Below are 24,453 nucleotides of genomic sequence, written 5' to 3' on the forward strand. Positions count from 1 at the left end.
GCCAGAGCCAGAGCCAGAGCGCCAATTTTCGAGTCACCACTCAAGCTACGCAGAAATACGCGCGGCTGAGTTTGAGGTTCCTAACCTTGAAGATGTTCAGAAACTACTCAGCCGTTTAGAGGCGACCAATGTTGTTGATGAACTGAACCTTGATGAGTTGATGGATCAGAACACCCAGAAAATCGCCCAGCAAGCAGACATGCAAATGTTTGATGCCGCGGTTGAGTCTGTTCAAGTGTTCGAAGAGCCAGAGATTCAGGATTGGAATCTTCCAGAACCCGATTTGTCAATTGTTGTAGAGCCACCTGTTGAATCGCAGCAAATTGAAGAGTTACAAGCTGAATCGTTGGAGACGGAACAAGTAGAAGTTAAGGCTGTTGAGCCTGAACTTGACGTTCCTGATCCCGAGACAGTTATTGAACCCGAAACTCAAGCAGGAGGTGCTGACCAGTTTACCTCTTGGGAAAGTACGGTTCGCAAAGAAGACTTTCAAGTCTTGTATTTTGATGTAAACGGCGTGACCTTTGCGGTGCCACTTGATGAGCTTGGCGGCATCCATCGCCTTGAAGAGTTAAGTCATATCATTGGTAAGCCAGCTTGGTATTTGGGTTTACAAACCAACCGTGATAGTCAGCTAGATGTGGTCGACACCGCAAAATGGGTGATGTCTGAGAAACTATCAGGTGACGAATACAAAGAAAACTATCAATATATAGTGATGCTTGGAGAGAGCTTGTGGGGCCTGGCGGGCACAGAGCTCAAAGGCACCGAGCTACTTAATACAGACAAAGTACGTTGGCGAGAAATGGCAGGGAAACGCCCATGGCTCGCTGGTATGGTAAAAGAAAAAATGTGTGCTTTGATTCATGTTGAAGCATTAATCGCCATGCTAAACGCAGGGCTAGATGTAAAAGCATTAAGCTAGTAATAAGCATTGGGCTAACAATAAGCATCAAGTTAATAATAGTGGTCGGTAACGACGGCAAGAGGATTATCTATGTCTCATATGAGTGAAGTTGAAGTAAGAAAAGAGCAAACGAATGATGAAGTACTTCAATGGGTGACTTTCCAGCTAGAAGAAGAAACTTACGGCATCAACGTAATGCAAGTACGTGAAGTACTACGTTACAGCGAAATTGCTCCAGTACCGGGTGCTCCAGATTACGTTCTAGGTATTATTAACCTACGTGGTAACGTTGTTACTGTTATCGACACTCGTTCTCGCTTTGGTTTGATGCAAGGTGAAATCACAGACAACACTCGTATCATCGTTATTGAATCTGAGCGTCAAGTAATTGGCATTCTAGTAGATAGCGTTGCTGAAGTGGTTTACCTGCGTTCTTCTGAAATCGACACAACGCCAAGTGTTGGTACTGATGAAAGTGCTAAGTTCATCCAAGGTGTAAGTAACCGAGATGGCAAGCTACTTATCTTAGTAGATCTAAACAAACTACTAAGCGAAGACGAATGGGATGAGATGGCTCACCTGTAATGTTTGAAGCGCTTCCTTTAAGCCCTGTCGCTCTGATATCAGGCGTTGGGGTTTTTACGTTATTTATCCTGATTTTGATTAGCAAAGTAAAACGTGCGATTCAAAAGCAGCTCGATCAGTCACGCCTGCAAGTTCGTAACTTGGACAAAGAGCTTCAAAAATCGAGTAAGCAATTACTTGAGGTTCGCTCTGTTGTGGTTGGCCTTGGCCAGAAAGTGACTGAACAACAAGATCTTATCAAACATTTGAATGAACGTATTGTTGAGCTGGAACATGCGGATACCGATGGACGTTTGTACACACGTGCAACGAAAATGGTTCAGCTTGGCGCTGGAATTAACGAACTAATTGAAGAGTGTGAACTGCCGAAAGCGGAAGCTGAGCTCATGATGTCTTTGCAGAATAAGCTCGCAGGTAAAGAGAAAATTCCTTCGTTAAGAAGTAATCCTTCATCGCTAGATGGACAACCGGCCGCTTCTCGTGAACGAAGAGACCCGCCTCGACGTCGTTAAATTGAGCGCTTAATTCGTATTGAGCAATTGATGTTTATTACGTATTCCTCTTAAAAGAAGCTTCGGCTTCTTTTTTTATGCCTGTCCGATCTATATAGAACGATGTTTATAAGTGCTTGTATCTACGACAATATCTTGTTTGTTGATGAAAATGTGTAAATTGTGATGAGGTGGTAACAGTTTCTTACCGACTTTGTTCTATCGAAAACGCCTAGTCCTGTTTTGTCACCATGTTGGTGTGCTACTATAGCGCTCTCATTACTCGACTAAATTTACCTATGCTAGAAGTCTCAAATTTAACTGCTATTCGTGACGACAGGATTCTGTTTGAATCGTTGTCTTTTCAATTGAAACCAGGTGAGCTGGTTCAAGTTGAAGGTCGTAACGGTACCGGGAAAACGACACTCCTTAGGATTATTACTGGCTTAGGCGATCGCGATGACGGCACTATCTCTTGGGACGGTGAGTCTATTGAATCGAGTCGAGATGTTTATCATCAAAATTTACTTTTTCTTGGTCACCAAACAGGCGTAAAGCGCGAGCTTAGTGCTTATGAGAATCTGAGCTTTTATCAGTCGATTCACAGTGGCGGTACCAGCAAAGAAGAGCTTTATCACGCGCTGGCTCAAGTCGGGCTTGCGGGCAGAGAAGACGTACCTGCGGGGCAACTTTCAGCAGGCCAACAACGCCGAGTTGCGTTGGCTCGCCTTTGGTTGAGCAAGCAAATGTTGTGGATTCTTGATGAGCCGCTGACTGCCATTGATAAGCAGGGCGTGAAAGTTCTCGAATCTCTTTTTTCTCAGCATGCAGACAACGGTGGCATTGTGTTGTTAACCACACACCAAGATATGTTTGCTGATAGCCCGAAACTAAGAAAAATAAAGTTGGGTGAGTAATATGATCTCTTCAATGACCACGATTATCCGACGCGAACTGCTTATCGCGTTTCGACGTCAAGCGGATATCTTTAACCCTTTGTGGTTCTTCATCATTGTTATCACGCTTTTCCCTTTGAGTATTGGCCCAGAGCCAAACCTACTTGCGCGTATTGCTGCGGGTATTGTTTGGGTGGCCGCTTTGCTCTCTGCATTGCTCTCTTTAGAGCGTCTTTTCCGTGATGATTTTCAAGATGGCGCCCTTGAACAGATGATGCTGATGCCAATCCCGTTGCAGTTGGTAGTATTGTCCAAAGTCATAGCACACTGGTTGTTGACCGGGTTACCATTGATTTTAATCAGCCCATTATTGGCTGTTTTGTTGTCTTTAGATTTTGATACATGGCTCTCAGTTGTGTTGACCTTGCTGGTAGGAACACCCGCATTGAGTTTTATTGGTGCGATTGGTGTTGCGTTAACCGTTGGGTTACAGAAGGGCGGAGTCCTGTTAAGCCTGTTAATCTTGCCGCTTTACATCCCCATTTTGATTTTCGCGACGTCAGCGATTGACGCTGCGGCTTTGGGCGTTGCGTACAACGGCCAATTGGCGGTGCTTGGGGCAATGTTAATGGGTGCGATGACTATGACGCCTTTTGCGATCAGTGCCGCACTTAGAGTGAGTGTGAACTGATTGGGGTTCCGTTATCGTATAGCCAATGTGAACCAAATGTGACGATTGGACTCATAGAGTCAATAAAACTGAAAGCAAGACAAATAAAATTATTATAATTATAGCTTTAATAGCTGTAAGCAATATGAAGTAAGAGTGAGATTACAACATGTGGAAATGGCTCCATCCCTATGCCAAAGCAGAAACCTCTTATCAGCTTGCTGGTAAACTTTTGCCATGGTTTTCGATCCTAGCGCTATTGTGTCTATCCGTCGGTACCGTGTGGGGGCTTGCATTTGCGCCTTCTGATTACCAACAAGGCGATAGCTTCCGTATCATCTACATCCATGTACCGTCTGCAATCTGGTCTATGGGCGTTTACATGTCGATGGCGATTGCTGCCTTTATCGGTTTGGTATGGCAGGTAAGGCTATCAGACATGGCCGCACTGGCGATGGCACCGATTGGTGCTGTGTTTACCTTCATTGCGTTACTAACCGGCGCTGTTTGGGGTAAACCAATGTGGGGCGCCTGGTGGGTTTGGGATGCGCGTTTAACCTCAGAGCTGATTCTTCTATTCCTATACTTGGGTGTGATTGCACTACACCACGCTTTTGACGACCAAAAAACAGCAGCAAAAGCGGCGGGTATCTTGGCTATCGTTGGTGTCATCAACCTACCTATCATTCACTTTTCAGTAGAGTGGTGGAACACACTTCACCAAGGCGCGACGATCACTAAGTTCGACAAGCCTTCTATTTCAAGTGACATGTTATGGCCGCTTCTTCTTAACATCTTCGGCTTCGCCTTTTTCTTTGGTGCTGTGACTATGGTTCGTTTCCGTAACGAAATCATCAGTAAAGAAAGTCACCGTCCATGGGTTCGCAAGCTTGCGGCTGAAAAAGCGTAGTAGGGTAGGTAATTATGTATTTTGAATCTTTGAGTGATTTCTTTGCCATGGGAGGCTATGCCTCCTATGTATGGAGTGCATTTGGAATCACATTTCTCGCGATGATCATTTTACTGGTCGTAAGCGTTCGTCGTGGTAAGCAATTACTAAATGAAGTACAAGCTAAGATTGATCGTCAGGCTCGTATCGATGCAGCAAAAAATATGGAGAACACTCTATGAACCCAAGACGTAAAAAGAGGCTGGGCATTGTCTTAGCGATCTTTTTTGGTATCAGTGCGACTGTTGGATTGATGGTTTACGCACTTAACCAGAACATGGATCTGTTCTACACACCAACTGAGCTGGTCAACGGCAAAGATGGTAAGAAACCTGAAGTTGGTCAACGCCTACGTATTGGTGGCATGGTCGTAGTCGGCTCTGTAAGCCGTGACAATGAATCACTACGTGTAAGCTTCGATTTGGCGGATGTAGGCCCTAAAGTAACAATTCTATACGATGGTATCCTTCCTGATCTTTTCCGTGAAGGACAAGGTATTGTTGCTCAGGGTGTCCTTAAAAATGCAACGACAATCGAAGCGTTTGAGGTGTTGGCAAAGCACGATGAAGAGTACATGCCTTCTGAAGTTGCGGAAGCAATGAAGAAAACCCATGAGCCTTTGCAATACACGACTGAACAAAAAGAAGGAAATGCTCAATGATAGCCGAGATCGGCCATTTTGCGATGATCCTGTCCTTGGGACTTGCATTGCTGCTAAGCGTGCTCCCATTGTATGGAGCCGCTCGAAATAACACATTATTGATGAACAGCGCACGACCGTTGTCGTGGGGTATGTTCGGATTCTTAGCGATTTCGTTCTTTATCTTGTGTTACGCGTTTTACACCAATGATTTTACGATTCAATACGTAGCAAGTAACTCAAACAGCCAACTACCTTGGTACTACCGAATTACGGCGGTTTGGGGTGCGCACGAAGGTTCATTACTGCTTTGGGTTCTCATCCAAGCGGGTTGGACTGTAGCAGTAGCGACATTCAGTCGTGGTATGCCTCAAGAGTCTGTGGCTCGTGTTTTGGCTATCATGGGTCTGATTACTGTCGGCTTCTTGCTGTTCATTATCGTGACGTCTAACCCGTTCTTACGTACATTGCCTTTCTTCCCTGTTGATGGCCGTGACCTGAACCCACTACTGCAAGATCCGGGTTTGATTATTCACCCGCCAATGCTTTACATGGGTTATGTAGGTTTCTCTGTTGCGTTCTCTTTCGCAATCGCTTCTCTAATGAGTGGTCGTCTTGATACGGCATGGGCTCGTTGGTCGCGTCCTTGGACAATCGCAGCTTGGTTATTCCTAACGGTAGGTATCGCACTAGGTTCATGGTGGGCTTACTACGAACTTGGATGGGGTGGCTGGTGGTTCTGGGATCCAGTAGAAAACGCTTCATTCATGCCTTGGTTGGCTGGTACTGCTCTAATGCACTCACTAGCGGTAACTGAGAAGCGTGGCACATTTAAAGCTTGGACAGTACTGCTGGCTATCTCTGCATTCTCGCTAAGCTTACTAGGGACATTCTTAGTTCGTTCGGGCATCTTGGTATCGGTTCACGCATTCGCGTCGGATCCTGCTCGTGGTATGTTTATTCTAGGTTTCCTAGTCTTTGTTATCGGTGGTTCACTGCTGTTGTTTGCTATTAAAGGCGCATCGGTTCGTGTTCGCGGTAACTTCGATCTGGTTTCTCGTGAAAACGCACTGCTTGGTAACAACATCTTACTGATTGCAGCGCTTGTCGTTGTGTTAGTAGGTACGCTACTGCCATTAGTTCACAAACAGTTAGGCTTGGGCTCGGTATCTATCGGTGCACCATTCTTTGATATGTTGTTCTTCTGGTTAATGATCCCGTTCTCGTTCCTGCTTGGTATCGGTCCTCTGATCCGATGGAAACGTGACAACCTGTCTAAGCTTGTTAAACCAATGCTGATTTCAGGTGCACTCTCACTTGGCTTGAGTGCGCTAATGGTTGCTCTACTGGCTGACCGCTTCAGTGGTACTGCGTTTGCTGGTTGGGTAATGGCGTTCTGGATCATCTTCATGCACGGCTTTGAGCTGCATGAGCGTGCGACTCACCGTCATACATTCTTGAAAGGTCTAACTAAGCTACCTCGTAGCCACTGGGCAATGATGTGTGGTCACATAGGTTTAGCCGTGACAGTGATTGGTATCGCGATGGTGCAAAACTACAGCATCGAACGTGATGTACGTCTGGCGCCAGGTGAAAGCTACCAGCTTGAAGAATACAGCTTCCTGTTTACAGGGGTTCGTGACAAAGATGGTCCTAACTACGATGGTTACATTGCTGACTTTGAAATTACTAAAGAAGGCAAATACATCAACACGCTTCACGCTGAAAAACGTTTCTACACCACAGCTAAGTCTATGATGACAGAAGCAGCGATTGACCGTGGCGTAACGCGCGACCTTTACATTGCAATGGGTGAACGTTTAGACGACAACAAATCTTGGGCTGTACGTATCTACTACAAACCATTTGTACGTTGGATCTGGGCAGGTTCTTTGATTATGTCGATTGGTGGCGCTATTGCTATCAGTGACCGTCGTTACCGTTTCCGTAAGCCAATCAAAAAGTCGGCTGAAGAGCAGGAGGCTTAATTCGAATGAACAAGAAGATTTTATTCATTCCATTGATTGCGTTCATGGTTCTAGCTGGAATCTTTGCAACGCAATTAATGCGCAACCAGTCGGGCGATGACCCAACTAAGCTAGAATCCGTATTGATTGGTAAGCCTGTTCCTGAGTTTGGTCTAGAAGACTTAGAACAACCAGGTAAGTTTCATGATCAAGCGATCTTTAAAGGCGAGCCACTGCTTCTTAACGTGTGGGCGACTTGGTGTCCTACTTGTTATGCAGAGCACTCTTACCTGAACAAGCTTGCGGATCAAGGCGTTAAGATCATTGGTCTTAACTACAAAGATGATCGCAACAAAGCGGTTGGTTGGCTAAAAGAGTTGGGTAACCCGTACCTAATTAGCCTGTTTGATGGTAATGGCATGCTAGGTCTTGACCTTGGCGTGTATGGCGCGCCTGAAACTTTCCTAATCGATGCTAACGGCGTAGTTCGCTACCGCCATGTTGGTGACGTGAACCCAACCAACTGGGCATCGACGCTTGAGCCGATGTATCAAGAGTTGTTGGAGGAATCGAAATGATTAGAAAGGCACTGATTACTCTATTCGCTACGTTCGCAATTTCAGCGACTGTTTCTGCTGCGCCTATCGAGTTCCATGAATTTGATACCGTAGATCAAGAACAGCAGTTCAAAGAGTTGAGTAATACGCTACGTTGCCCTAAATGTCAGAACAACACGATTGGTGATTCGAATGCTGAGCTAGCGGTCGACTTACGCCAAAAAGTGTACGAGATGACAAAAGACGGCAAGTCTGAGCAAGAAATTATTGATTACATGATTGCTCGTTACGGTAACTTTGTAACGTACAACCCGCCACTGACCTTAGCTACATCGATCCTATGGGTTGGTCCGTTTGCGGTTGTTGTGTTTGGATTTGGTTTGATTGTTTTACGAAGCAGAAAGTCAAAATCAAAAGCAGCAGTAGAGTCAGATAAAGACTGGGATGCAGACAAAGAAGCTCGCTTAAAAGCGTTACTCGATGAAGAGAACGACGGAGATAAGAAGTAATGACTCTATTTTGGATTTCTACCATTATCCTTTCGCTAGCGGCAATTTTCTTAATTGTTCTGCCTTTCATTAACAAGAAGGCAAACAATGACGAGATGCTTCGCGACGAGTTGAATAAAGCGTTCTATAAAGACCGTCTTGTCGAGTTAGAAGTAGAAGCAGAGGAAGGTCTTGTTGATAACCAACAAGAACTGATCGCTGATTTGAAACAGTCTCTGCTTGATGATGTTCCTGCACAAGAAGAGATGAAGAAAACTCAAATCTCTACGCTTGGTGTGGTTGTACCGTCGATCATTCTTGTCGTGGCTGTGACTTATGGTATGTACTTTAAGTTCGGTGCATTGGACAAAGTTCAACACTGGCAAGAAGTGAGCTCGAACCTCCCTGAGTTGTCTAAAAAGCTAATGTCATCGGAAGGTGGTGCACTAACGGATGATGAACTGGAAGATTTGACTCTGGCGCTTCGTACTCGTCTGCATTACCAACCAAAAGATTCAACAGGTTGGTTACTACTCGGTCGTATTGCACTGGCTAACCGTGATGCTGAAACAGCAAAAGATTCTATGGAGCGAGCTTACAAGCTTGAACCTAAGAATGAAGATGTTCAGTTAGGTTTCGCACAAGCACTGATGCTTTCACCTGATGAAGCGGATCAAAACCAAGCTCGTTTGATTTTGAGCCGTTTGATTCAAAACGATTACGTCGACCTTCGTGTGTTCTCACTGCTAGCGTTCGATGCGTTTGAGCGTCAAGACTACCCGGGTGCTGTGAAGTACTGGAGCATCATGCAACAGATGATTGGTCCACAAGACAGTCGCTATGAAATGCTTTCGCGCAGTATTGAAAGTGCTCAGAAGAAAATGGGCGACACTATGGGTGTCGACCAAGGTAAGACTGTTGCTGTAACGCTCGATCTATCTGCAGACGTGAATGCTGACCCTAACTCAGTGTTAATTGTGTCAGTACACAGAGCTGATGGTTCTCCAATGCCTATCGCAGCGGCACGCTACCCACTAGGGACTTTCCCTCGTACGGTTGTGCTAGATGACGGCAACAGCATGCTGGAAGGGCAAGAGCTGTCTAGCCTTGAAACACTGATGGTTAGAGCTAGGCTTGATACAGACGGCAACGTTTCAACTCGCGAAGGTGATTGGTACGGTGAAAGTGAAGTGGTTGAACTGGGTGCTCCAGTGACTATCAACATCAATAAGCAATATTAATCATCAGTTTGCATAGGTGTTAGCTATTCCGATTTTGCGATAAACGGTATAGACTTACGCAAACAATTGAGGCCAGCGATTGCTGGCCTTTTTTATTATTCCTTATGGAAAAGGTGATATGTCTATCAGTGTTTTAAGACTCTCGAGTTTATTATTTATCGCAAGCTTAACGGTGGGTTGCTCTAGCGCGCCGGACGAAAGCGTTAACGATGATAACTTCGAAACCTCTGAATACGTCGAAGAGTCCCACCCGAACGATCCTTTTGAAGGCTTCAACCGAGCGATGTGGGATATCAACTACGAATATCTAGATCCTTATTTGGTTCGCCCTGTTTCTCTCGCTTATGTTGACTATACTCCTGTGCCAATACGTTCTGGCATTTCCAATTTTCTAGCCAACTTAGACGAGCCATCAAGTATGGTGAACAACCTCATTATGGGTAATGGTGAAAAAGCACTCGACCATTTTAATCGTTTTTGGATTAACTCAACGATTGGTTTGTTAGGCTTAATCGATATTGCCAGCGAAGCAGGGATCACCAAGTACGACGACAAATCATTTTCTGATGCGATTGGTCATTACGGGGTAGGTAATGGTCCGTATTTTATGGTGCCGGGTTATGGTCCACTAACGACGCGTGAAGTAACTGAAACCGTCGATGGTTTGTATGTCCCTCTATCGTTTTTGAACTTTTGGGCTAGCTTAGGTAAGTGGGCATTTGAAGGTATGGAGACTCGCGCTCAGTTAGTGTCACAAGAATCACTATTGGACGACTCGCCAGATCCATATGCTTTGACTCGTGAGGTCTACATTCAACGTCGTGACTTTAAAGCCGAAATTGAACCTGAAGAGTTTGATCTCGAAGAAGAAGACTTCATTGATGGTTATCTAGAAGATTACTAGAAATACGTTTTAGAAAATCGACAAAAGAAAGGCTCGATGTTGATACAACATCGAGCCTTTTTAATGCTTGTTACTTTAGATTAAGTAAAACAGATTAGAAGCGGTAGTTAGCTTGTACACCAACTAGCCAAACATTACCCGTTGTTGTACCAATAAATTGGCCGCCAACAGCTTCGGCTGCATCGTCAGATGCGTAACCGCGAGATTCTGTGATGGGAGCATCTTTAGCAATGATGTAAGTAAAGCCAGCATCCAATGAAAGCTGTTCAGACCATTGGTAACCAGCACCAACACTTAACCATGTGCGGTCAGTTTCTGGAATAGTGATAGTACGGTTTTTATCGCTAACTGCAGAAGTATCGTAAGCCACACCTGTACGTAGTGCCAGTTTAGGGTCAATTTGGTAAGTTGCGCCTACAGCAAAGCGATAGTTATCTTCCCAATTCTCAACCTTAACTGTATGGCTACCATATGTATCTAGCTCAGCTTGCAATTTTTCGAAAGAACTCCAGTCAGTCCAATTAAAACTAGCATGGATTGCAAGTGCTTTAGTGAGTTGATGGAAACTTGCAAGCTCTGCTGTTGCAGGAAGTGCTAACATCATATGTCCATTGTCACGTTGACCAGGTGTCATGCCAAAGCCGATGCCTTCTGCGTGACCTTCTAACTTCAGCTCAACCTCAGACTTGTAGGCAAAACCGATACGGTGGTCTTCGTTGATCTGCCACGCTGTACCTACTTGCCAACCCCAAGCGGTGTCTTCACCTTCCATATATTTCAGTGTAGTGCCTTCTGGAGCTGAGATCGGCATTTGGTTTGAATCTAGACCAATTGCATTTTTCGCTGGTGCTGTTGCACCGAAGCTGCCTTCACCCATAACGTAACGGATACCGCCACCAATGCTTACTTGCTCAACAACTTGATAAGCGAAGTTTAAGTTAGCTTCTTTAGTGATTACGCTTGCTTCGTTACCGAAATGAGATGCGTTGAAGTCGTCACCTAAATTCGTTTCCATTCCGTAATTCGTGCCAAATGCAAAACCGATAGCAAACTTTTCGTTGTAACGGTGAGAAATGTAAAGATTCGGGATAATAGCGTCATCTGCGAAATCGTTTGAAGATGCTTGGCTTGTACCTAACGCTGGGTGAGCGTGGTTTACTTCACCTTTAACATCAATGTTAGGGTTAACGTAAATACCACCAACAGAAACTTGTGTGCCTTCTAGATAAGTCAGCATTGCAGGGTTACGCCATTGAGCATCTGCACCGTCAGCCATTGCTGCTTCACCAGCGTATGCGCGGCCTAGGCCTGTTGCCGAGTATTCTGCTAGTTGAAAACCTGCCGCGTGAGTTACGGTAGAAGTCGAAAGTAGTCCAACTGCCACAGCAGCAGATAGAAGAGTCTTATTCATTTTCATTATTATGTTCGCTGAATCATAAGTATTTAGTGGCGTGATTCTACGTTTAGAGTCATTACTTTAAAAATGAAATTCGAATAAAACAGTGTTTTAGGGATTTAATGAGTAAATGTGTTTAATTATTAGAGAAATAATCTAAATGTTTCTGCTGTGTTGCGAAGTTTGAGCGTACACTTGTAGTCATATATTGACCTTGCAGGCTACAGTTGTAAGCTTAAATTGATGTGGGTCAGTAGTTTAGGCAATAAAAAAGGGTCGCATAATGCGACCCTTTGGGATTACTTATTAGCTTATATTAGAAGCTACGGCTGTATTGAAGACCAACTAAGATAGCATCAGCATGAGTTGTTGCTTCTATTGATGAAATTGTAGTTCCTGATATTTCAGTAGTTTCATTGACTTTTACATCATCACCCAGTAGGTAAGTGAAGCCGAAATCTACGTTTGAAGCTGTATCAATGTGGTATGTGAAGCCAGCAGAGAACCATTGACGATCAGAATCTGGTACCGAAACTGATGTAATACTATCTTGGGCACTTGTGTCGTACATGTAACCGGCACGTAATGTCCAATCTTTATTCATGTAGTAAGTTGTACCAAGAGCGTAATGCATCCCATCTTGCCATTTATACTCATTTAACTCACCGGCTTTGTCAGCCTCTAGTACGTCAAATGCGCTCCAACCAATCCATTGAACGCTGTAGTGAACAGCAAACTTAGAGTCTGGTAGCATATGGTAACCAGAGAACTCAATCATGCTAGGTAACGGCATGTTTAATGTATCGTTTTTGTATGTTGCGTTAACAACATCTCCTGTTGCTGGGTTCACTCCAATACCAGTAATATCACCTTCAGCTTCTAGAGTTGGGCTGTAACGATATGCTAAGCCAAATCTATTATCTTTATCTAGCTCGAAAACTGTACCCAAGTTAAAGCCTACAGCCCAACCGTCAGCGTCTGCATCTAGAGCTGTGTATTCTTGAACACCTGTAGGGTTTGCTACATTATTAGGCAGCGTAATTTTACGCTCAAGCTTACCTTGTCCATAGATGAAGTCTAAACCTGCACCAAAGCTCCACTGTTCATTCAAACGGTATGAGCCAGCTACCCCTAAGTTCATACTTTTAACGTCAGTTAGGCCACCATATTCAGAACCTGCAAACGAATCGTCAAACTCAGTTTTAGTACCAAAGTTAGTGTAGGCATTGACGCCCCATGCAAATTGGTCATTAACAGGCACAATTAAGTGGATGTTAGGTGCGATAGAAGTATCACCCGCATCATCATAGTTTGAAGGTGTTGAACCAGTTAATGCGCTAGTGTAAGTGGCATCTTTGACTTCAATTTTCGAAGTGATCGAAGTGAAACCTAAAGATAGTTCAACTTTATCAAACAGTGCCATTGCCGCTGGGTTACGAGCCATTACTGACGCGTTATCTGCGATTACTGCATCACCAGCAAAAGCACGGCCAAGGCCGGTAGCTGATTGTGCGTTAAGTTGGAAACCTGCTGCCATCGCTTGCGAAGACGCCAGTGTAATTGTTACTGCTAAAAGAGACTTTTTAAACAGACGCGTGTTGTTGGTAGTCATTCATTTATTCCTTTATATATCCGCCTCTACAGGGCGATTAATTTGAGCAATTGCTCAATGGTGGCTGATCCTATTCGCAAGTATACGATATACAAATCCGACCATTGGGAATTTTGAGTGGAAAATTATGGAAATGACGCCTATCTGGCACGAAAATGGTGTGAAATGCTGTTTTTTAGAGTTTTAACTCTAGAGGTATTGGTGGTGTGAATGGTTTTGTGGTTTATTTATAAATAAAGCCCAGCAATATCAGTAATATAATTGCTGGGCCTTTTGTGACGGGGCTTTAAGAGCGAATCAGCTCATTGGTTTGATCATTTTTGTCAGCTTTTCGGCGATTTTGGAAACATCCTCACCATTTTCACCCACAAGGATTAAGCTGCTGCCATCTACGGGTGTTACCGAGCCGGACATGCCTTTTTCATCAAAATCGATAGGTTTGTCTGTTGGAATACCGGTTAAAAACAGTGTTACTTTGCCTTTTGCGCCTTGGAAGACCATATGTACTGCGTTGGATTTACCAAAGCCACAGTGGTTTAGGTAATAAACATGGTAAGGGAAAGCGTCATCAAACTGAAAAGCAAATGGGTTCATTTTTGCGTTGATCTGCTGCGATGTAACCTGTTCATCGATGCTACTAACAAAGCTCTTCTCATCAACAACATGCTTCATCGCTGTATCAACTAAACTAGCTTGCGCAGGTGAAACGAATGCATTTCCCCAATTCACTTGGCCAACTAATAAACCTGCAACGAATGCTACTGAGGCGGCCATTGCCATTGCTCGTCTCGCAAACGTTGGCCTTACTACTTTGCTTTCTTCGCTTGAGGTCTGATTGAACAGAATACGATCAGCAAGATCGTCTGGCACATCCACATTCATCGCAGAGTGGATCTGTTTATCAAGCGCTAGTACATCGTCTAAGAAGTTACTATTGGCTTCGCTATTCGCGGTCGCATCAACAATATCTTGTGTACGTTGTTTAGGTTCCGACAATACACGACGACGAAATTCCAAATCATCCATTATGTTGCCCCCTCTCTGCCTCTTCTGTATCCAACAGCTCTTTCAACTGATTTCGAGCTCTGAATAAACGTGTCATCACCGTGTTTTTGTTGAGATCGAGAATATCGGCAATCTCATCACCACTAAAACCACCAATCACTTGCAAGAAGAGAGGTTCACGGTAATCAATTTCAAGTTTCATGATCTGGGCTTGCAACCACTGATGCTGATGGTGCGGGTCATCACTGACACTAGCATCGTTACCGTGATCGTCGATATCAACCAGATCAAACTGTTTGCGTTCAAAACGTCGAGCGTTCTCGCGTCTCAAGATGGTAATCAGCCAAGATTTGGCGGCTTTTTCATCTTGAAGGCTATCGAGTGACTTCCATGCACGAAGGCAAGTTTCTTGAACTAAGTCTTCGGCAATGCTTTTGTCTTTGCATAACCAATAGGCGTAGCGAAAGAGGTCACGATGATAGGCGCGCACAAGTGCTTCGTATTTTCTTTGTTTGTCCATATCAGAGTTGACCGGACGCTTGGCTGTTTTCTTTCCAAACATTTTTATTATTGACACACGAGCCTCCATAATTGCTCTGCGTATAGCTGTCCTCTATACGTTGTGCTTCGTTTTTATATTTTTAGAGCTAACGATCGGCAGGAAATCGTAAAATCACATTAAAATTGATCTACTTCAAAATCTAAGGCCTCGAACTCGTTATAGTACACCTTGTCGTCTAGTTAGTCATTCGTGGCTAGCATGTTGAGCAAGACGACACTTCCTTTTGAAGGCTGACTTTACTTTCTCCTAATCAGGAAACTGATTATTTCAATTGGCGCTAAGTTAATTGCTTTATATACATTCCGACCACACAGCTTTGTGTGGTTTTTTTTTTGCCTCAAGAAAACCATTCCCTACACAGCGATAACAGTCTTTGCTTACAATAGTTTAGTCTCTTACGACAACCTTTCCCCCAAAAAGGTTCGCCTGAATGCGCAGTTATATTTTCAAACAGTGAGATACTCGTATCACGTTTATTTAAACGCTCGTTTGATTTAATTAACAACTTCTTTACAATGCTTCAGGTCAGACCTCTTAACTTTAAGGAGAAACCATGGGCAAACAGGAAGTCAAAACGCGTTCTGGAGAACGTGTTGCCGTTGTCGCTGGATTACGAACCCCATTTGCTCGTCAGAGCACAGAATTTAGCCAAGTGCCTGCGGTTGACCTAGGCAAAATGGTTGTGAGCGAAATGCTTGCAAGAACGGATGTCGATCCTGCGCTTATCGAACAAGTTGTGTTCGGCCAAGTAGTGCAAATGCCAGAAGCGCCGAACATTGCGCGTGAAATCGTGTTGGGCACAGGCATGAACATCAATACCGATGCCTACAGTGTCACACGAGCATGTGCGACCAGCTTCCAAGCGGCAGTTAACGTGACCGAAAGCATTATGGCTGGCACGATTGATGTCGGTATTGCGGGCGGTGCGGACTCTTCTTCTGTATTGCCTATCGGTGTTTCGAAAAAGTTAGCGGCAAATCTATTAGCGCTGAGTAAAACGAAAACTATGGGTCAAAAGCTGAAGATTCTTAAAACGCTTTCCGTAAAAGATTTGATGCCAGTACCACCTGCAGTTGCAGAGTACTCGACCGGTTTATCCATGGGACAAACGGCTGAGCAAATGGCTAAGACGCATGGTATTACTCGCGAAGCTCAAGACGCACTTGCTCACCGTTCTCACTCTTTGGCTTCTCAGGCATGGAAAGAAGGCAAGATTAAAGACGAAGTGATGACTGCATTCCCGGCGCCTTACAAAAAGTATCTAGCGGAAGACAACAACATTCGCCACGACTCAACGGTTGAAGGTTACGCTAAGCTGCGTCCCGCTTTTGATAGAAAGTACGGCAGTGTAACGGCAGCCAATGCTACGCCTCTTACCGATGGCGGTGCAGCAGTGATGTTGATGCGCGAAGGTAAAGCGAAAGAACTAGGCTTAGAAGTGCTTGGTTATATTCGTGGTTATGCGTTCTCAGCGATTGGTGTTGAAACAGATATGCTGATGGGCCCGACTTACGCGACCTCACAAGTATTAAAGAACACCGGTTTAGAGTTGTCAGACCTAACACTGATCGAAATGCACGAAGCATTCGCTGCCCAAGTTTTGGCTAACGTGAAAATGTTCGCAAGCGATGAGTTTGCACAGAAGAATCTTGGCCGCGATAAAGCGATCGGTGAGATTGATATGGAGAAGTTCAACGTGCTGGGTAGCTCGATTGCTTACGGACATCCGTTTGCAGCGACTGGCGCACGCATGATGACTCAAACATTACGTGAACTGAAACGTCGCGGTGGCGGCTTGGCACTGAACACAGCGTGTGCGGCTGGTGGTTTAGGTGCAGCAATGATCTTGGAGGTAGAATAATGTCTACGACTCTTGATGCAACAACAAAAAAAGAAACAGTCGCTCAACCAGATTCAACCTCTGCGACTGAATCAACCAAAAAGAAAGCGACAGCATTTACTCTCAATATCGATGAGCAAGATATTGCTTGGTTAGCGATTGATGTACCAAACGAGAAAATGAACACGCTGCAAGCGGCTTTTGCTGAAGAAATGAAAGCCATCTTCGAGCAACTCAAAGAAAAGCAAAGCCGAGTTAAGGGCCTAATCGTTCATTCTCTTAAGCCAGATAACTTTATCGCTGGTGCTGATGTAAGAATGCTTGATGCGTGTAAAACGGCTGACGAAGCACAGTCTCTGGCTCGCCAAGGGCAGGAGATGTTCCAAACGCTTTCTGAACTACCGTACCCAGTAGTCGCAGCGATTCACGGCCCATGTTTAGGTGGTGGTTTAGAGCTTGCACTGGCGTGTGATTACCGTGTATGTACCGATTCAGATAAGACTCGCGTTGGTCTGCCAGAAGTACAGTTAGGTCTGTTACCAGGCTCTGGCGGTACACAGCGTCTGCCTCGCCTTATTGGTTTGTTGCCATCTCTTGACCTAATCCTTACGGGTAAGCAACTGCGCGCTAAGAAAGCGAAATCGCTCGGTGTTGTGGATGCTTGTGTGCCTGAAACTATCCTGCTTGAAGTCGCTAAAAGCTTTGTTGAAAAGAATACGGGCAGTAAAAAAGGGAAGCGTCTTGCGTCGAAAAGCCAAGCGTCGACCAAAGAAAAGCTGATTTCACGTAACGGCCTTGGTCGTAAAGTGATTTTTGAACAAGCTTCTAAGAAGACTAATCAGAAAACACGCGGCAATTACCCAGCAGCGGATGCGATTCTAGACGTGATTCGTTATGGCCTTGAGAACGGCTTTGACAAAGGTCTTCAGTATGAAGCGAAGCGTTTCTCTGAACTGGTAATGACTTCAGAATCTAAAGCCCTTCGTTCGATTTTCTTTGCTACTACGGAAATGAAAAAAGAACACGGCGCAGACGCAGAACCAAAAGCGGTTAAGCGTGTTGGTGTGCTGGGCGGTGGTCTTATGGGCGCAGGCATCAGCCATGTCAGTGTTGCTAAGGCGAAAGTGCCTGTACGCATTAAAGACGTATCAAATGAAGGTGTACTGAACGCGCTTAACTACAACTTCAAGTTGTTCGATAAGCAGCGTAAGCGTCGCATTCTGAGCCGAGCGGGCCTTGAAAGTAAGATGCTTCAACTGTCTGGTGGTATCGACTTTACGAGCTTTAATCACACCGATGTGGTGATTGAAGCGGTATTTGAAGACCTCGACCTTAAGCAGTCAATGGTTGCGGACATCGAAGCCAATGCCAAGCCAGAGACTATTTTCGCGACGAATACGTCTTCATTGCCGATCCATAAGATTGCGGAGAAGGCGCAGCGACCAGAAAACGTGGTCGGTCTTCACTACTTCAGCCCAGCCGAAAAAATGCCGCTAGTAGAAGTTATCCCTCATGAAACTACGTCAGAAGAGACGATTTCTACGGTTGTTGCATTAGCGAAGAAGCAAGGTAAAACGCCGATTGTTGTGAAAGACACGGCTGGTTTTTATGTGAACCGTATTCTTGCTCCGTACATGAACGAAGCAGCGCATTTACTGCTAGCGAACGAGCCGATTGAAAAGCTCGACAGCACGTTATTGGACTTCGGTTTCCCGGTTGGTCCTATCACTTTATTAGATGAGGTGGGTGTTGATATCGGTGCGAAGATCATTCCGATTTTAGTGAATGAGCTTGGCGATCGTTTCCAAGGTCCTGATGTGTTCGATATTCTTTTGAATGACAATCGTAAAGGCCGCAAGAGTGGTAAAGGTTTCTACACTTACAAAGGCAAGAAGAAGGAAGTGGATAAGTCAGTTTACAAGCTGCTTAAGCTGCAACCAGATCCTAAGTTGAGCGATAACGATATCGCGATGCGCTGTGTGTTACCTATGCTAAACGAAGCGGTTCGTTGTCTAGACGACGGCATTATCCGCAGCCCTCGTGATGGTGATATCGGTGCGATTTTCGGTATCGGTTTCCCGCCATTCCTAGGTGGTCCGTTCCGTTATATGGATCAAATCGGCATTAAGTCACTGGTTGAGATGATGAACGATTTCGCTAAGAAGTACGGTGATCGTTTCGCACCATGTGATGGCCTACTGACACGTGCTGGATTGGGTGAGTCTTTCTACAAGTAACTCTCTAACTCATTGATTAAGAAGCCCGTATCAAGCAATTGATGCGGGCTTTTCTGTTTTATGAACGAGTGTGAAAGGAATGAGATTCCCGACTCAGTCGTTCCTCCTTCTCGGGAATGATGATTGAGAGATAAAAAGTAAGTTATTGCGTTGATTAGAAAGGTGGTCAAACACACGTCAATCAAAACTACCGTCATCTCCTAAAGCGACGAAGGAGCGTAATAGGAGATCTGCTTTTGGACTGCATCCAATAAAAAAGGTTGATGCTTTCACATCAACCTTATGATTTTCATTCCAGCTTTATCAGCCTAGCTCAGTATCTTTCGGGCGTAACTGAAACTCATCAATAGAGCCAATTTCAACACCTGCTGACAGCTTCTCTTCCTCATTATGAGCATTACCGTGAGCATGCATAATCAGGCGATTTGCCGTGCGTGGTTTTAGCTGGCTAACCACAAAACGCATCATGTCAGAGCGAGTTAACCCTTTAAGGTCTTCTAATACGCGCTCTCTTTGGTTGAACTCAACATCCTTATTGCCTATCGCAACCCATAAGCGCTGAGCACGCCCTCGCAAAGTCGTATCTGGTGTCGAAATCTGATTCCATAGGCCGCGCTTACTGCTGTGCCATTGATAGTCGTTAAGCTCTAACAGCACCATGTAAAAGGCATTGAGGAACTCATCTATCGAGGCTAACAAGTCAGCAGGGGCGGCATTCGGTGATTGCACATACAACACAATTCCAGGGTGTCGGTTGAGCGGCATATTGCCAGTACCGACCATGTAACCTAGCTGCTGCTTGGTTCGTATCTCATGGAAGAAAGTGGCCGACATCAAATGGTTTGCCAATGAATACAGCGCGATATTTTTAGGTGAAATATCAGGGCATTGGTAATAAACCACAATTGCTGAATCATCTTGGTTACACACCACTTCACGTTGGAAGCTGCCGTTTTCACCGAGCATGATGAGCGGACGCAGTGATTCTTCGTAAGCCTGATCTTGAACACGCAGTGCATCTTTTAGCGTTTCAGCCATCTTGTGTGCATCGGCTTTTTTCCAGTCGCCATACACAAACATCTCAACATGAAGTTCCGCCAAGATTGCTTGAACAAAAGAGGAGAGCTCATCGACCTCTATCGTTTCTAGGGCTTCAATTAACACGGAATAGGGCGGGTTATTTGGTTGAAGTATCCCAGTCATTGCATTAAACAACTGCGAAACAGGGCGATCTTGCGACGCGTTGTTCCAGTTTCTGAGCAATTGATGCTTGATGGTTTCGAAGCGTGTTGGACTAAAGTCGCGTGCTTGGAAACGTTCAAGAATCATATTGAGCAGTTGTGGCTGTTTCTCGCTAAACCCGGACAGAGTGAGCGTTACACCGCCCTGATGGGTGTACATGTTGTAGCCCATTCCGGCGATTTCAGCCTGATACGTATCTTTTTCGAGTGAGTCTAAGAACATTTCTACACACAAGCGTGTTTTAACGATATTTCTTGGGCTAGCGACTGAGTGCGGGCTATCGATAGCAACATACACCACACCTTTTGGCACCCGGAATTGATGGTCTTGCAGATGCCATAGCTTAAAGCCATCGAGCTCTTCTAACAGTTGTGGGAACTTAGCGTCACCTTCCAGTTCAGTCGGGTCTAGATCGTAGCAAATAAACGGGTTTTTGCTTGGGAGTTCAAACTGCCAACCGGGGTTAATGCACGTAAAGCATTGAACTTGTTCAGCGCTAAAAGGTGTGACCGAGTAGGGAGTAAAGTACCACTTCGCTTCCCTGTCATACTCGAATCCCTGAGCAACAATGGTCGCTCGCATGTTGTCTACGGTTAAGTAAGGCAGCAAAGAACGCTGTAATTCGTCATCGAAATGCGACATTTTGTAATCGCCATACACCACATCTTGCTCTTGGTAGTGCTGCATGTTGATGACGAGGTGGCTGACGACATCAAGCGGTCTTGCTGGCTCTTGAAAGCGGAAAGCAGACTCTAAAACGGCGCGTTTTTCTAGGTAGCGCCACTCTTCTATGCCTTGTTGTTCGACTAACTTGATGTACTGAAATATCGCTTGGATGATGTTATCGGTTTTGGTTAAACCTTCTATGGTCAATGAGCAACTGACTGTGAAATCACGGTAGTTACTGCCACTCGCGCCACCACCTGCAGAGAGAGATGTTATCCAGCCTTTCTCTTTGAGTTGCATCATCAAACTGCCTTCACCTTCGTAACCTAAAAGGTGGGCAAAGAACGACAAAGGCTTAACGCCGTAGTGTTCGTCCATGCTTGGCATCGGGAAGGTTAAGATCAGTTTGCGCACTTCTTTAATCGGCTCAACGCGGACTTGTACACCTGTACTTAACTCGCCGACAATCGGAACTTCAACCTTTTTGCCTTGTAGGTTGTGATTGGTGATTGAGCTAAAGCGATCCTCAACCCAGCTTTGCATCTCATCTAACGACTGATTGCCAGACAGTGTCAGTGTCATTAAGTCAGCAGAGTATTGTTGCTGGTGGAAAGCCAAGATCTCTTGTCGAATCGTCTCGCCGTTTCTGTCACCCAACGTATCGATATTACCGACAGAAAACTTCGAGAATGGGTGATTGTGATTCACCAGTTCTTTGGTAACTTGGTACAAGCGTCGTGAGTCGTCGTTGAGTTTCATCTTGTATTCGGAGTCAACGGCTTGGCGTTCTTTGTCTAACGCTTCTTCGTTGAAAAGGGGAGCGGTAAAAAATTGGCTGAAGCGATCGAGTGCGGTTTCAAAGGCATTCAATTCAACATCAAAAAAGAAGCAGGTGTGCTCTGTTCCTGTCCAAGCGTTGTTGCTACCGCCATGCTGGCTGATAAAACTTTGGAACTCTCCGACCTTTGGATACTTTTCAGTTCCCAAAAATAGCATATGCTCTAAGTAGTGAGCTAAACCCTCTCGGTCTGTAGGGTCATCAAAATGCCCCACATTGACGGCTAATGCGGCTGCTGCTTTTTGAGCATTTTGATCCTGAACTAACAGTACACGTAACCCGTTATTTAAGGTTATGTAGCGGTATTGATGTTCATCATTTGGGCTTAAGTGCACAGGAGCATCTCCAGAGAAGGTGGTTTTTAAATTATGTACCCGATGATTCGGCGTGCAAACCTTGTGATCATATTTTGGGATATGAAGTGCTTTTTGGCGATTTCTAAATCACTTTTATCGATTTTTATCAGTAATTTATTTTCTTTTAACAAGATTGTTAAGAAAGTCGAACTCTTTGGCAAGTGACTTGATATAATTATTTATATTGACTGCGGTTTCTCTGGATTGAGAGCCAAACCTAAGTAGCGTTTCGCTGATATATGGGATATATCGACTTTCGACATGTTACGAAGACAGGATTGAACATGAAAATATTCATTATGCGCCACGGTGAAGCAGAACATTTTGCCAACTCGGATGCAGAAAGAGCGTTGACCAAGCGCGGGAAAATGGCTTCTCTTGCCGTGGCACAAGCTGCAAATGAGCAGGGGATTAGTCAATTCGATAAAGTGCTGGTGAGCCCATATTTAAGGGCACAAGAAACGTGGTTAGAGATCTCTCAGGCGTTTTCTGGAAAGAAAGTAGAAACCTGTGATGATATTACGCCTTATGGAATGTCCGACGATGTGTTTGATTTGACCTTAGCAATGGCTGAAGTAGAAAAACTAGAGACCATTTTATTTGTTTCTCATTTACCTCTAGTTGGCTACCTAACTGCAGAGTTTGCAACAGGCATGGCGCCGCCTATGTTCCCCACTTCGGGCCTAGCGTGTATCGACTTCAACCTTGAGACACAAAAAGGTGAGTTGCTTTGGAACATCAATCCATAAGCTCGTTGAGCTCTGTTTGATGACAAAGTTGCAGACAATTAGAAAGGGCATCTCAATATGATTGGGATGCCCTTTGTTGTTTTTTGGTGAGAGAGAGTTTGTTAACCAGAATTACTTCTCAGGAACCGAAAGCAAGACTAACAGCGCGCCATTGCCGCCAAACTCTAACGGTGCTTGGTGGAAAGCCATCACGTCTGGGTGCTGTGCTAACCACAAAGGCACCTTCTGTTTAAGGATGTGTTTACCGATACCGTGTTGAACGCAAGCACACGCCACGCTCTCTTTCACGCAGTGCGCAATCATCGCGCCAAGCTCACGTTTGGCTTCTTGTTGAGTCATACCATGCATATCGAGATACACGTCAGGCACGTAGACACCACGACGGAGGCGCTTGACCTCATATTTAGAGACATCATCACGCGCATAACGCGTCGGACCGTCTTCGCTAAGATGCGGAATGAACTCATCCGAGAAATAAAACTCGCTATCACTGGCTTGTCTTGCCGTTCGAGTAATTTCTTTTTGCTTGGCATTTCTTTTTGGCTGCTGGACTATGGTATCCTGTTGCAACTTTTTAACGCCCTTTACTGCATCGTTGAACAGGGCGAAATCGTCATCGAAGTCGGTGTCTTTTTTGCTCATCAGGTTATGAATTCTAATTAGAAACGTAATTAGCAGTATTGTAGCGCTTTTCGGAGACAATTTTGGATAAGATTTTTGTAGAAGAAGCGGTATCAGAACTACACACGCTTCAAGATGTGATTCGTTGGACTGTTAGCCGCTTTAACGCAGCGGGCCTATTTTATGGTCACGGCACTGATAACGCGTGGGATGAGGCAGTACAACTTATCTTACCTACTCTTTATCTGCCGATTGATGTTCCTTCGCATGTGATGAACTCTCGTCTAACGAGCAGCGAACGTCTACGTATTGTTGAGCGCGTAATCAAGCGTATTAATGATCGTACACCAACGGCTTACCTAACCAACAAAGCTTGGTTCTGTGGTCTTGAGTTCTTCGTTGATGAGCGCGTTCTTGTGCCTCGTTCTCCAATTGGTGAGCTGATCGAAGCTCAATTCCAACCTTGGTTAACTGAAGAGCCAACTCGCATCATGGATATGTGTACGGGTAGTGGTTGTATCGCTATTGCTTGTGCTCACGCATTCCCAGACGCTGAAGTAGATGCGATTGATATCTCTACTGACGCATTGCAAGTTGCAGAGCAGAACGTTCAAGATCACGGCATGGAGCAGCAAGTGTTCCCAATCCGTTCAGATCTTTTCCGTGATTTGCCAAAAGAGAAATACAACCTGATCGTATCTAACCCACCTTACGTGGACGAAGAAGATATGAACAGCCTGCCAGATGAGTTTACTCACGAGCCAGAACTTGGCCTAGCAGCGGGTACAGACGGTCTGAAATTGGTTCGTCGCATCTTAGCTAATGCACCAGACTACCTAACTGACGACGGTATTCTTATCTGTGAAGTTGGTAACTCAATGGTTCATATGATGGATCAGTACCCAGAGATTCCATTCACTTGGATTGAATTCTCTAACGGTGGTCATGGCGTATTCATGATCACTCGTGAGCAGCTTGTTGCTTGCGCTGATGAGTTCTCTATCTACAAAGACTAGGTTTCAATTATTAGGTTA

The 24,453-nt window shown here is 44.9% G+C and carries 23 protein-coding genes; 17 read left to right on the top strand and 6 right to left on the bottom strand.

Annotated features, from left to right (window positions below):
• The 13 genes from AB4249_RS07290 to AB4249_RS07350 form a co-directional block, all read left to right on the top strand.
• Positions 1-925, top strand: a 925-nt coding sequence (locus AB4249_RS07290; RefSeq protein WP_372082571.1) for a chemotaxis protein CheW, incomplete at its 5' end; no start/stop codon positions are given.
• A 72-nt stretch (positions 926-997) separates the two neighbouring features.
• Complete coding sequence (locus AB4249_RS07295; protein ID WP_017064109.1) at positions 998-1,492, top strand: chemotaxis protein CheW; 495 nt, start codon at positions 998-1,000, stop codon at positions 1,490-1,492.
• The gene (locus tag AB4249_RS07300; RefSeq protein ID WP_372102690.1) at positions 1,492-2,004 is read left to right on the top strand and encodes a DUF2802 domain-containing protein; all 513 of its coding nucleotides are present in this window, start codon (positions 1,492-1,494) and stop codon (positions 2,002-2,004) included. The genes AB4249_RS07295 and AB4249_RS07300 overlap by 1 nt, the downstream gene beginning before the upstream one ends.
• A 278-nt stretch (positions 2,005-2,282) precedes the next feature.
• On the top strand, positions 2,283-2,900 hold the full coding sequence (ccmA, locus tag AB4249_RS07305) for a cytochrome c biogenesis heme-transporting ATPase CcmA (protein WP_017060659.1): 618 nt from the start codon (positions 2,283-2,285) through the stop codon (positions 2,898-2,900).
• 1 nt (position 2,901) lies between these two features.
• The gene (ccmB, locus tag AB4249_RS07310) at positions 2,902-3,570 is read left to right on the top strand and encodes a heme exporter protein CcmB (RefSeq protein WP_017060658.1); all 669 of its coding nucleotides are present in this window, start codon (positions 2,902-2,904) and stop codon (positions 3,568-3,570) included.
• A 148-nt stretch (positions 3,571-3,718) separates the two neighbouring features.
• Positions 3,719-4,459 (top strand): heme ABC transporter permease, encoded by a 741-nt coding sequence (locus AB4249_RS07315; protein WP_017064107.1) that lies wholly within the window; start codon positions 3,719-3,721, stop codon positions 4,457-4,459.
• A gap of 14 nt (positions 4,460-4,473) precedes the next feature.
• The gene (gene ccmD / locus AB4249_RS07320) at positions 4,474-4,680 is read left to right on the top strand and encodes a heme exporter protein CcmD (RefSeq protein WP_009848525.1); all 207 of its coding nucleotides are present in this window, start codon (positions 4,474-4,476) and stop codon (positions 4,678-4,680) included.
• Entirely contained in the window at positions 4,677-5,159 is a 483-nt protein-coding gene (gene ccmE, locus AB4249_RS07325; RefSeq protein ID WP_017060655.1) for a cytochrome c maturation protein CcmE, read from the top strand. The genes ccmD and ccmE overlap by 4 nt, the downstream gene beginning before the upstream one ends.
• Positions 5,156-7,126: a heme lyase CcmF/NrfE family subunit gene (locus AB4249_RS07330; RefSeq protein ID WP_136979573.1), complete on the top strand. Its 1,971-nt coding sequence runs from the start codon at positions 5,156-5,158 to the stop codon at positions 7,124-7,126. The genes ccmE and AB4249_RS07330 overlap by 4 nt, the downstream gene beginning before the upstream one ends.
• Before the next feature lie 5 nt (positions 7,127-7,131).
• Complete coding sequence (locus AB4249_RS07335; RefSeq protein ID WP_017060653.1) at positions 7,132-7,683, top strand: DsbE family thiol:disulfide interchange protein; 552 nt, start codon at positions 7,132-7,134, stop codon at positions 7,681-7,683.
• Positions 7,680-8,171 (top strand): cytochrome c-type biogenesis protein, encoded by a 492-nt coding sequence (locus AB4249_RS07340; RefSeq protein WP_372102692.1) that lies wholly within the window; start codon positions 7,680-7,682, stop codon positions 8,169-8,171. Before AB4249_RS07335 ends, AB4249_RS07340 begins: the two co-directional genes overlap by 4 nt.
• Entirely contained in the window at positions 8,171-9,391 is a 1,221-nt protein-coding gene (ccmI, locus tag AB4249_RS07345) for a c-type cytochrome biogenesis protein CcmI (protein ID WP_372102694.1), read from the top strand. The genes AB4249_RS07340 and ccmI overlap by 1 nt, the downstream gene beginning before the upstream one ends.
• A gap of 118 nt (positions 9,392-9,509) precedes the next feature.
• Positions 9,510-10,295 carry a VacJ family lipoprotein gene (locus AB4249_RS07350; protein WP_010439421.1) on the top strand — a complete coding sequence of 262 codons (786 nt, stop codon included), beginning with the start codon at positions 9,510-9,512 and terminating at the stop codon, positions 10,293-10,295.
• Positions 10,296-10,389: 94 nt separating this feature from the next.
• Here the strand turns inward: AB4249_RS07350 and AB4249_RS07355 are convergent, their stop codons facing one another.
• The 4 genes from AB4249_RS07355 to AB4249_RS07370 form a co-directional block, all read right to left on the bottom strand.
• Positions 10,390-11,712, bottom strand: coding sequence for an outer membrane protein transport protein (locus tag AB4249_RS07355; RefSeq protein ID WP_010439423.1), 1,323 nt, complete (start codon positions 11,710-11,712; stop codon positions 10,390-10,392).
• Positions 11,713-12,007: 295 nt separating this feature from the next.
• Complete coding sequence (locus AB4249_RS07360; protein ID WP_017060648.1) at positions 12,008-13,303, bottom strand: outer membrane protein transport protein; 1,296 nt, start codon at positions 13,301-13,303, stop codon at positions 12,008-12,010.
• A 297-nt stretch (positions 13,304-13,600) separates the two neighbouring features.
• Entirely contained in the window at positions 13,601-14,329 is a 729-nt protein-coding gene (locus tag AB4249_RS07365; RefSeq protein WP_017060647.1) for a DUF3379 domain-containing protein, read from the bottom strand.
• Positions 14,322-14,870 (bottom strand): sigma-70 family RNA polymerase sigma factor, encoded by a 549-nt coding sequence (locus AB4249_RS07370; RefSeq protein WP_017060646.1) that lies wholly within the window; start codon positions 14,868-14,870, stop codon positions 14,322-14,324. Before AB4249_RS07370 ends, AB4249_RS07365 begins: the two co-directional genes overlap by 8 nt.
• Positions 14,871-15,423: 553 nt before the next feature.
• On the opposite strand from AB4249_RS07370, the gene fadI reads away from it, so the two are divergent.
• Together fadI and fadJ are read left to right on the top strand one after the other, a co-directional pair.
• Positions 15,424-16,731, top strand: coding sequence for an acetyl-CoA C-acyltransferase FadI (gene fadI / locus AB4249_RS07375; protein WP_371721004.1), 1,308 nt, complete (start codon positions 15,424-15,426; stop codon positions 16,729-16,731).
• On the top strand, positions 16,731-18,947 hold the full coding sequence (fadJ, locus tag AB4249_RS07380) for a fatty acid oxidation complex subunit alpha FadJ (protein WP_017066142.1): 2,217 nt from the start codon (positions 16,731-16,733) through the stop codon (positions 18,945-18,947). Before fadI ends, fadJ begins: the two co-directional genes overlap by 1 nt.
• A 303-nt stretch (positions 18,948-19,250) precedes the next feature.
• Here fadJ and AB4249_RS07385 read toward each other — a convergent pair whose 3' ends face one another.
• A complete protein-coding gene (locus AB4249_RS07385) occupies positions 19,251-22,028 on the bottom strand; it encodes an insulinase family protein (protein ID WP_372102698.1) in 2,778 nt (925 codons plus the stop codon).
• A gap of 305 nt (positions 22,029-22,333) precedes the next feature.
• Between AB4249_RS07385 and sixA the strand changes: the two genes are divergently transcribed.
• Complete coding sequence (gene sixA / locus AB4249_RS07390; protein WP_017064097.1) at positions 22,334-22,798, top strand: phosphohistidine phosphatase SixA; 465 nt, start codon at positions 22,334-22,336, stop codon at positions 22,796-22,798.
• A 111-nt stretch (positions 22,799-22,909) separates the two neighbouring features.
• On the opposite strand, the gene smrB is transcribed toward sixA, so the two are convergent.
• A complete protein-coding gene (gene smrB / locus AB4249_RS07395; protein ID WP_017064096.1) occupies positions 22,910-23,440 on the bottom strand; it encodes an endonuclease SmrB in 531 nt (176 codons plus the stop codon).
• 62 nt (positions 23,441-23,502) lie between these two features.
• Here smrB and prmB point away from each other — a divergent pair, with 62 nt between their 5' ends.
• Positions 23,503-24,435: a 50S ribosomal protein L3 N(5)-glutamine methyltransferase gene (prmB, locus tag AB4249_RS07400; RefSeq protein ID WP_017060640.1), complete on the top strand. Its 933-nt coding sequence runs from the start codon at positions 23,503-23,505 to the stop codon at positions 24,433-24,435.
• Positions 24,436-24,453: the final 18 nt, after the last annotated feature.

The organism is Vibrio sp. 10N.261.55.F4 (genome assembly GCF_041470465.1).
Classification (GTDB): domain Bacteria; phylum Pseudomonadota; class Gammaproteobacteria; order Enterobacterales; family Vibrionaceae; genus Vibrio; species Vibrio crassostreae_C.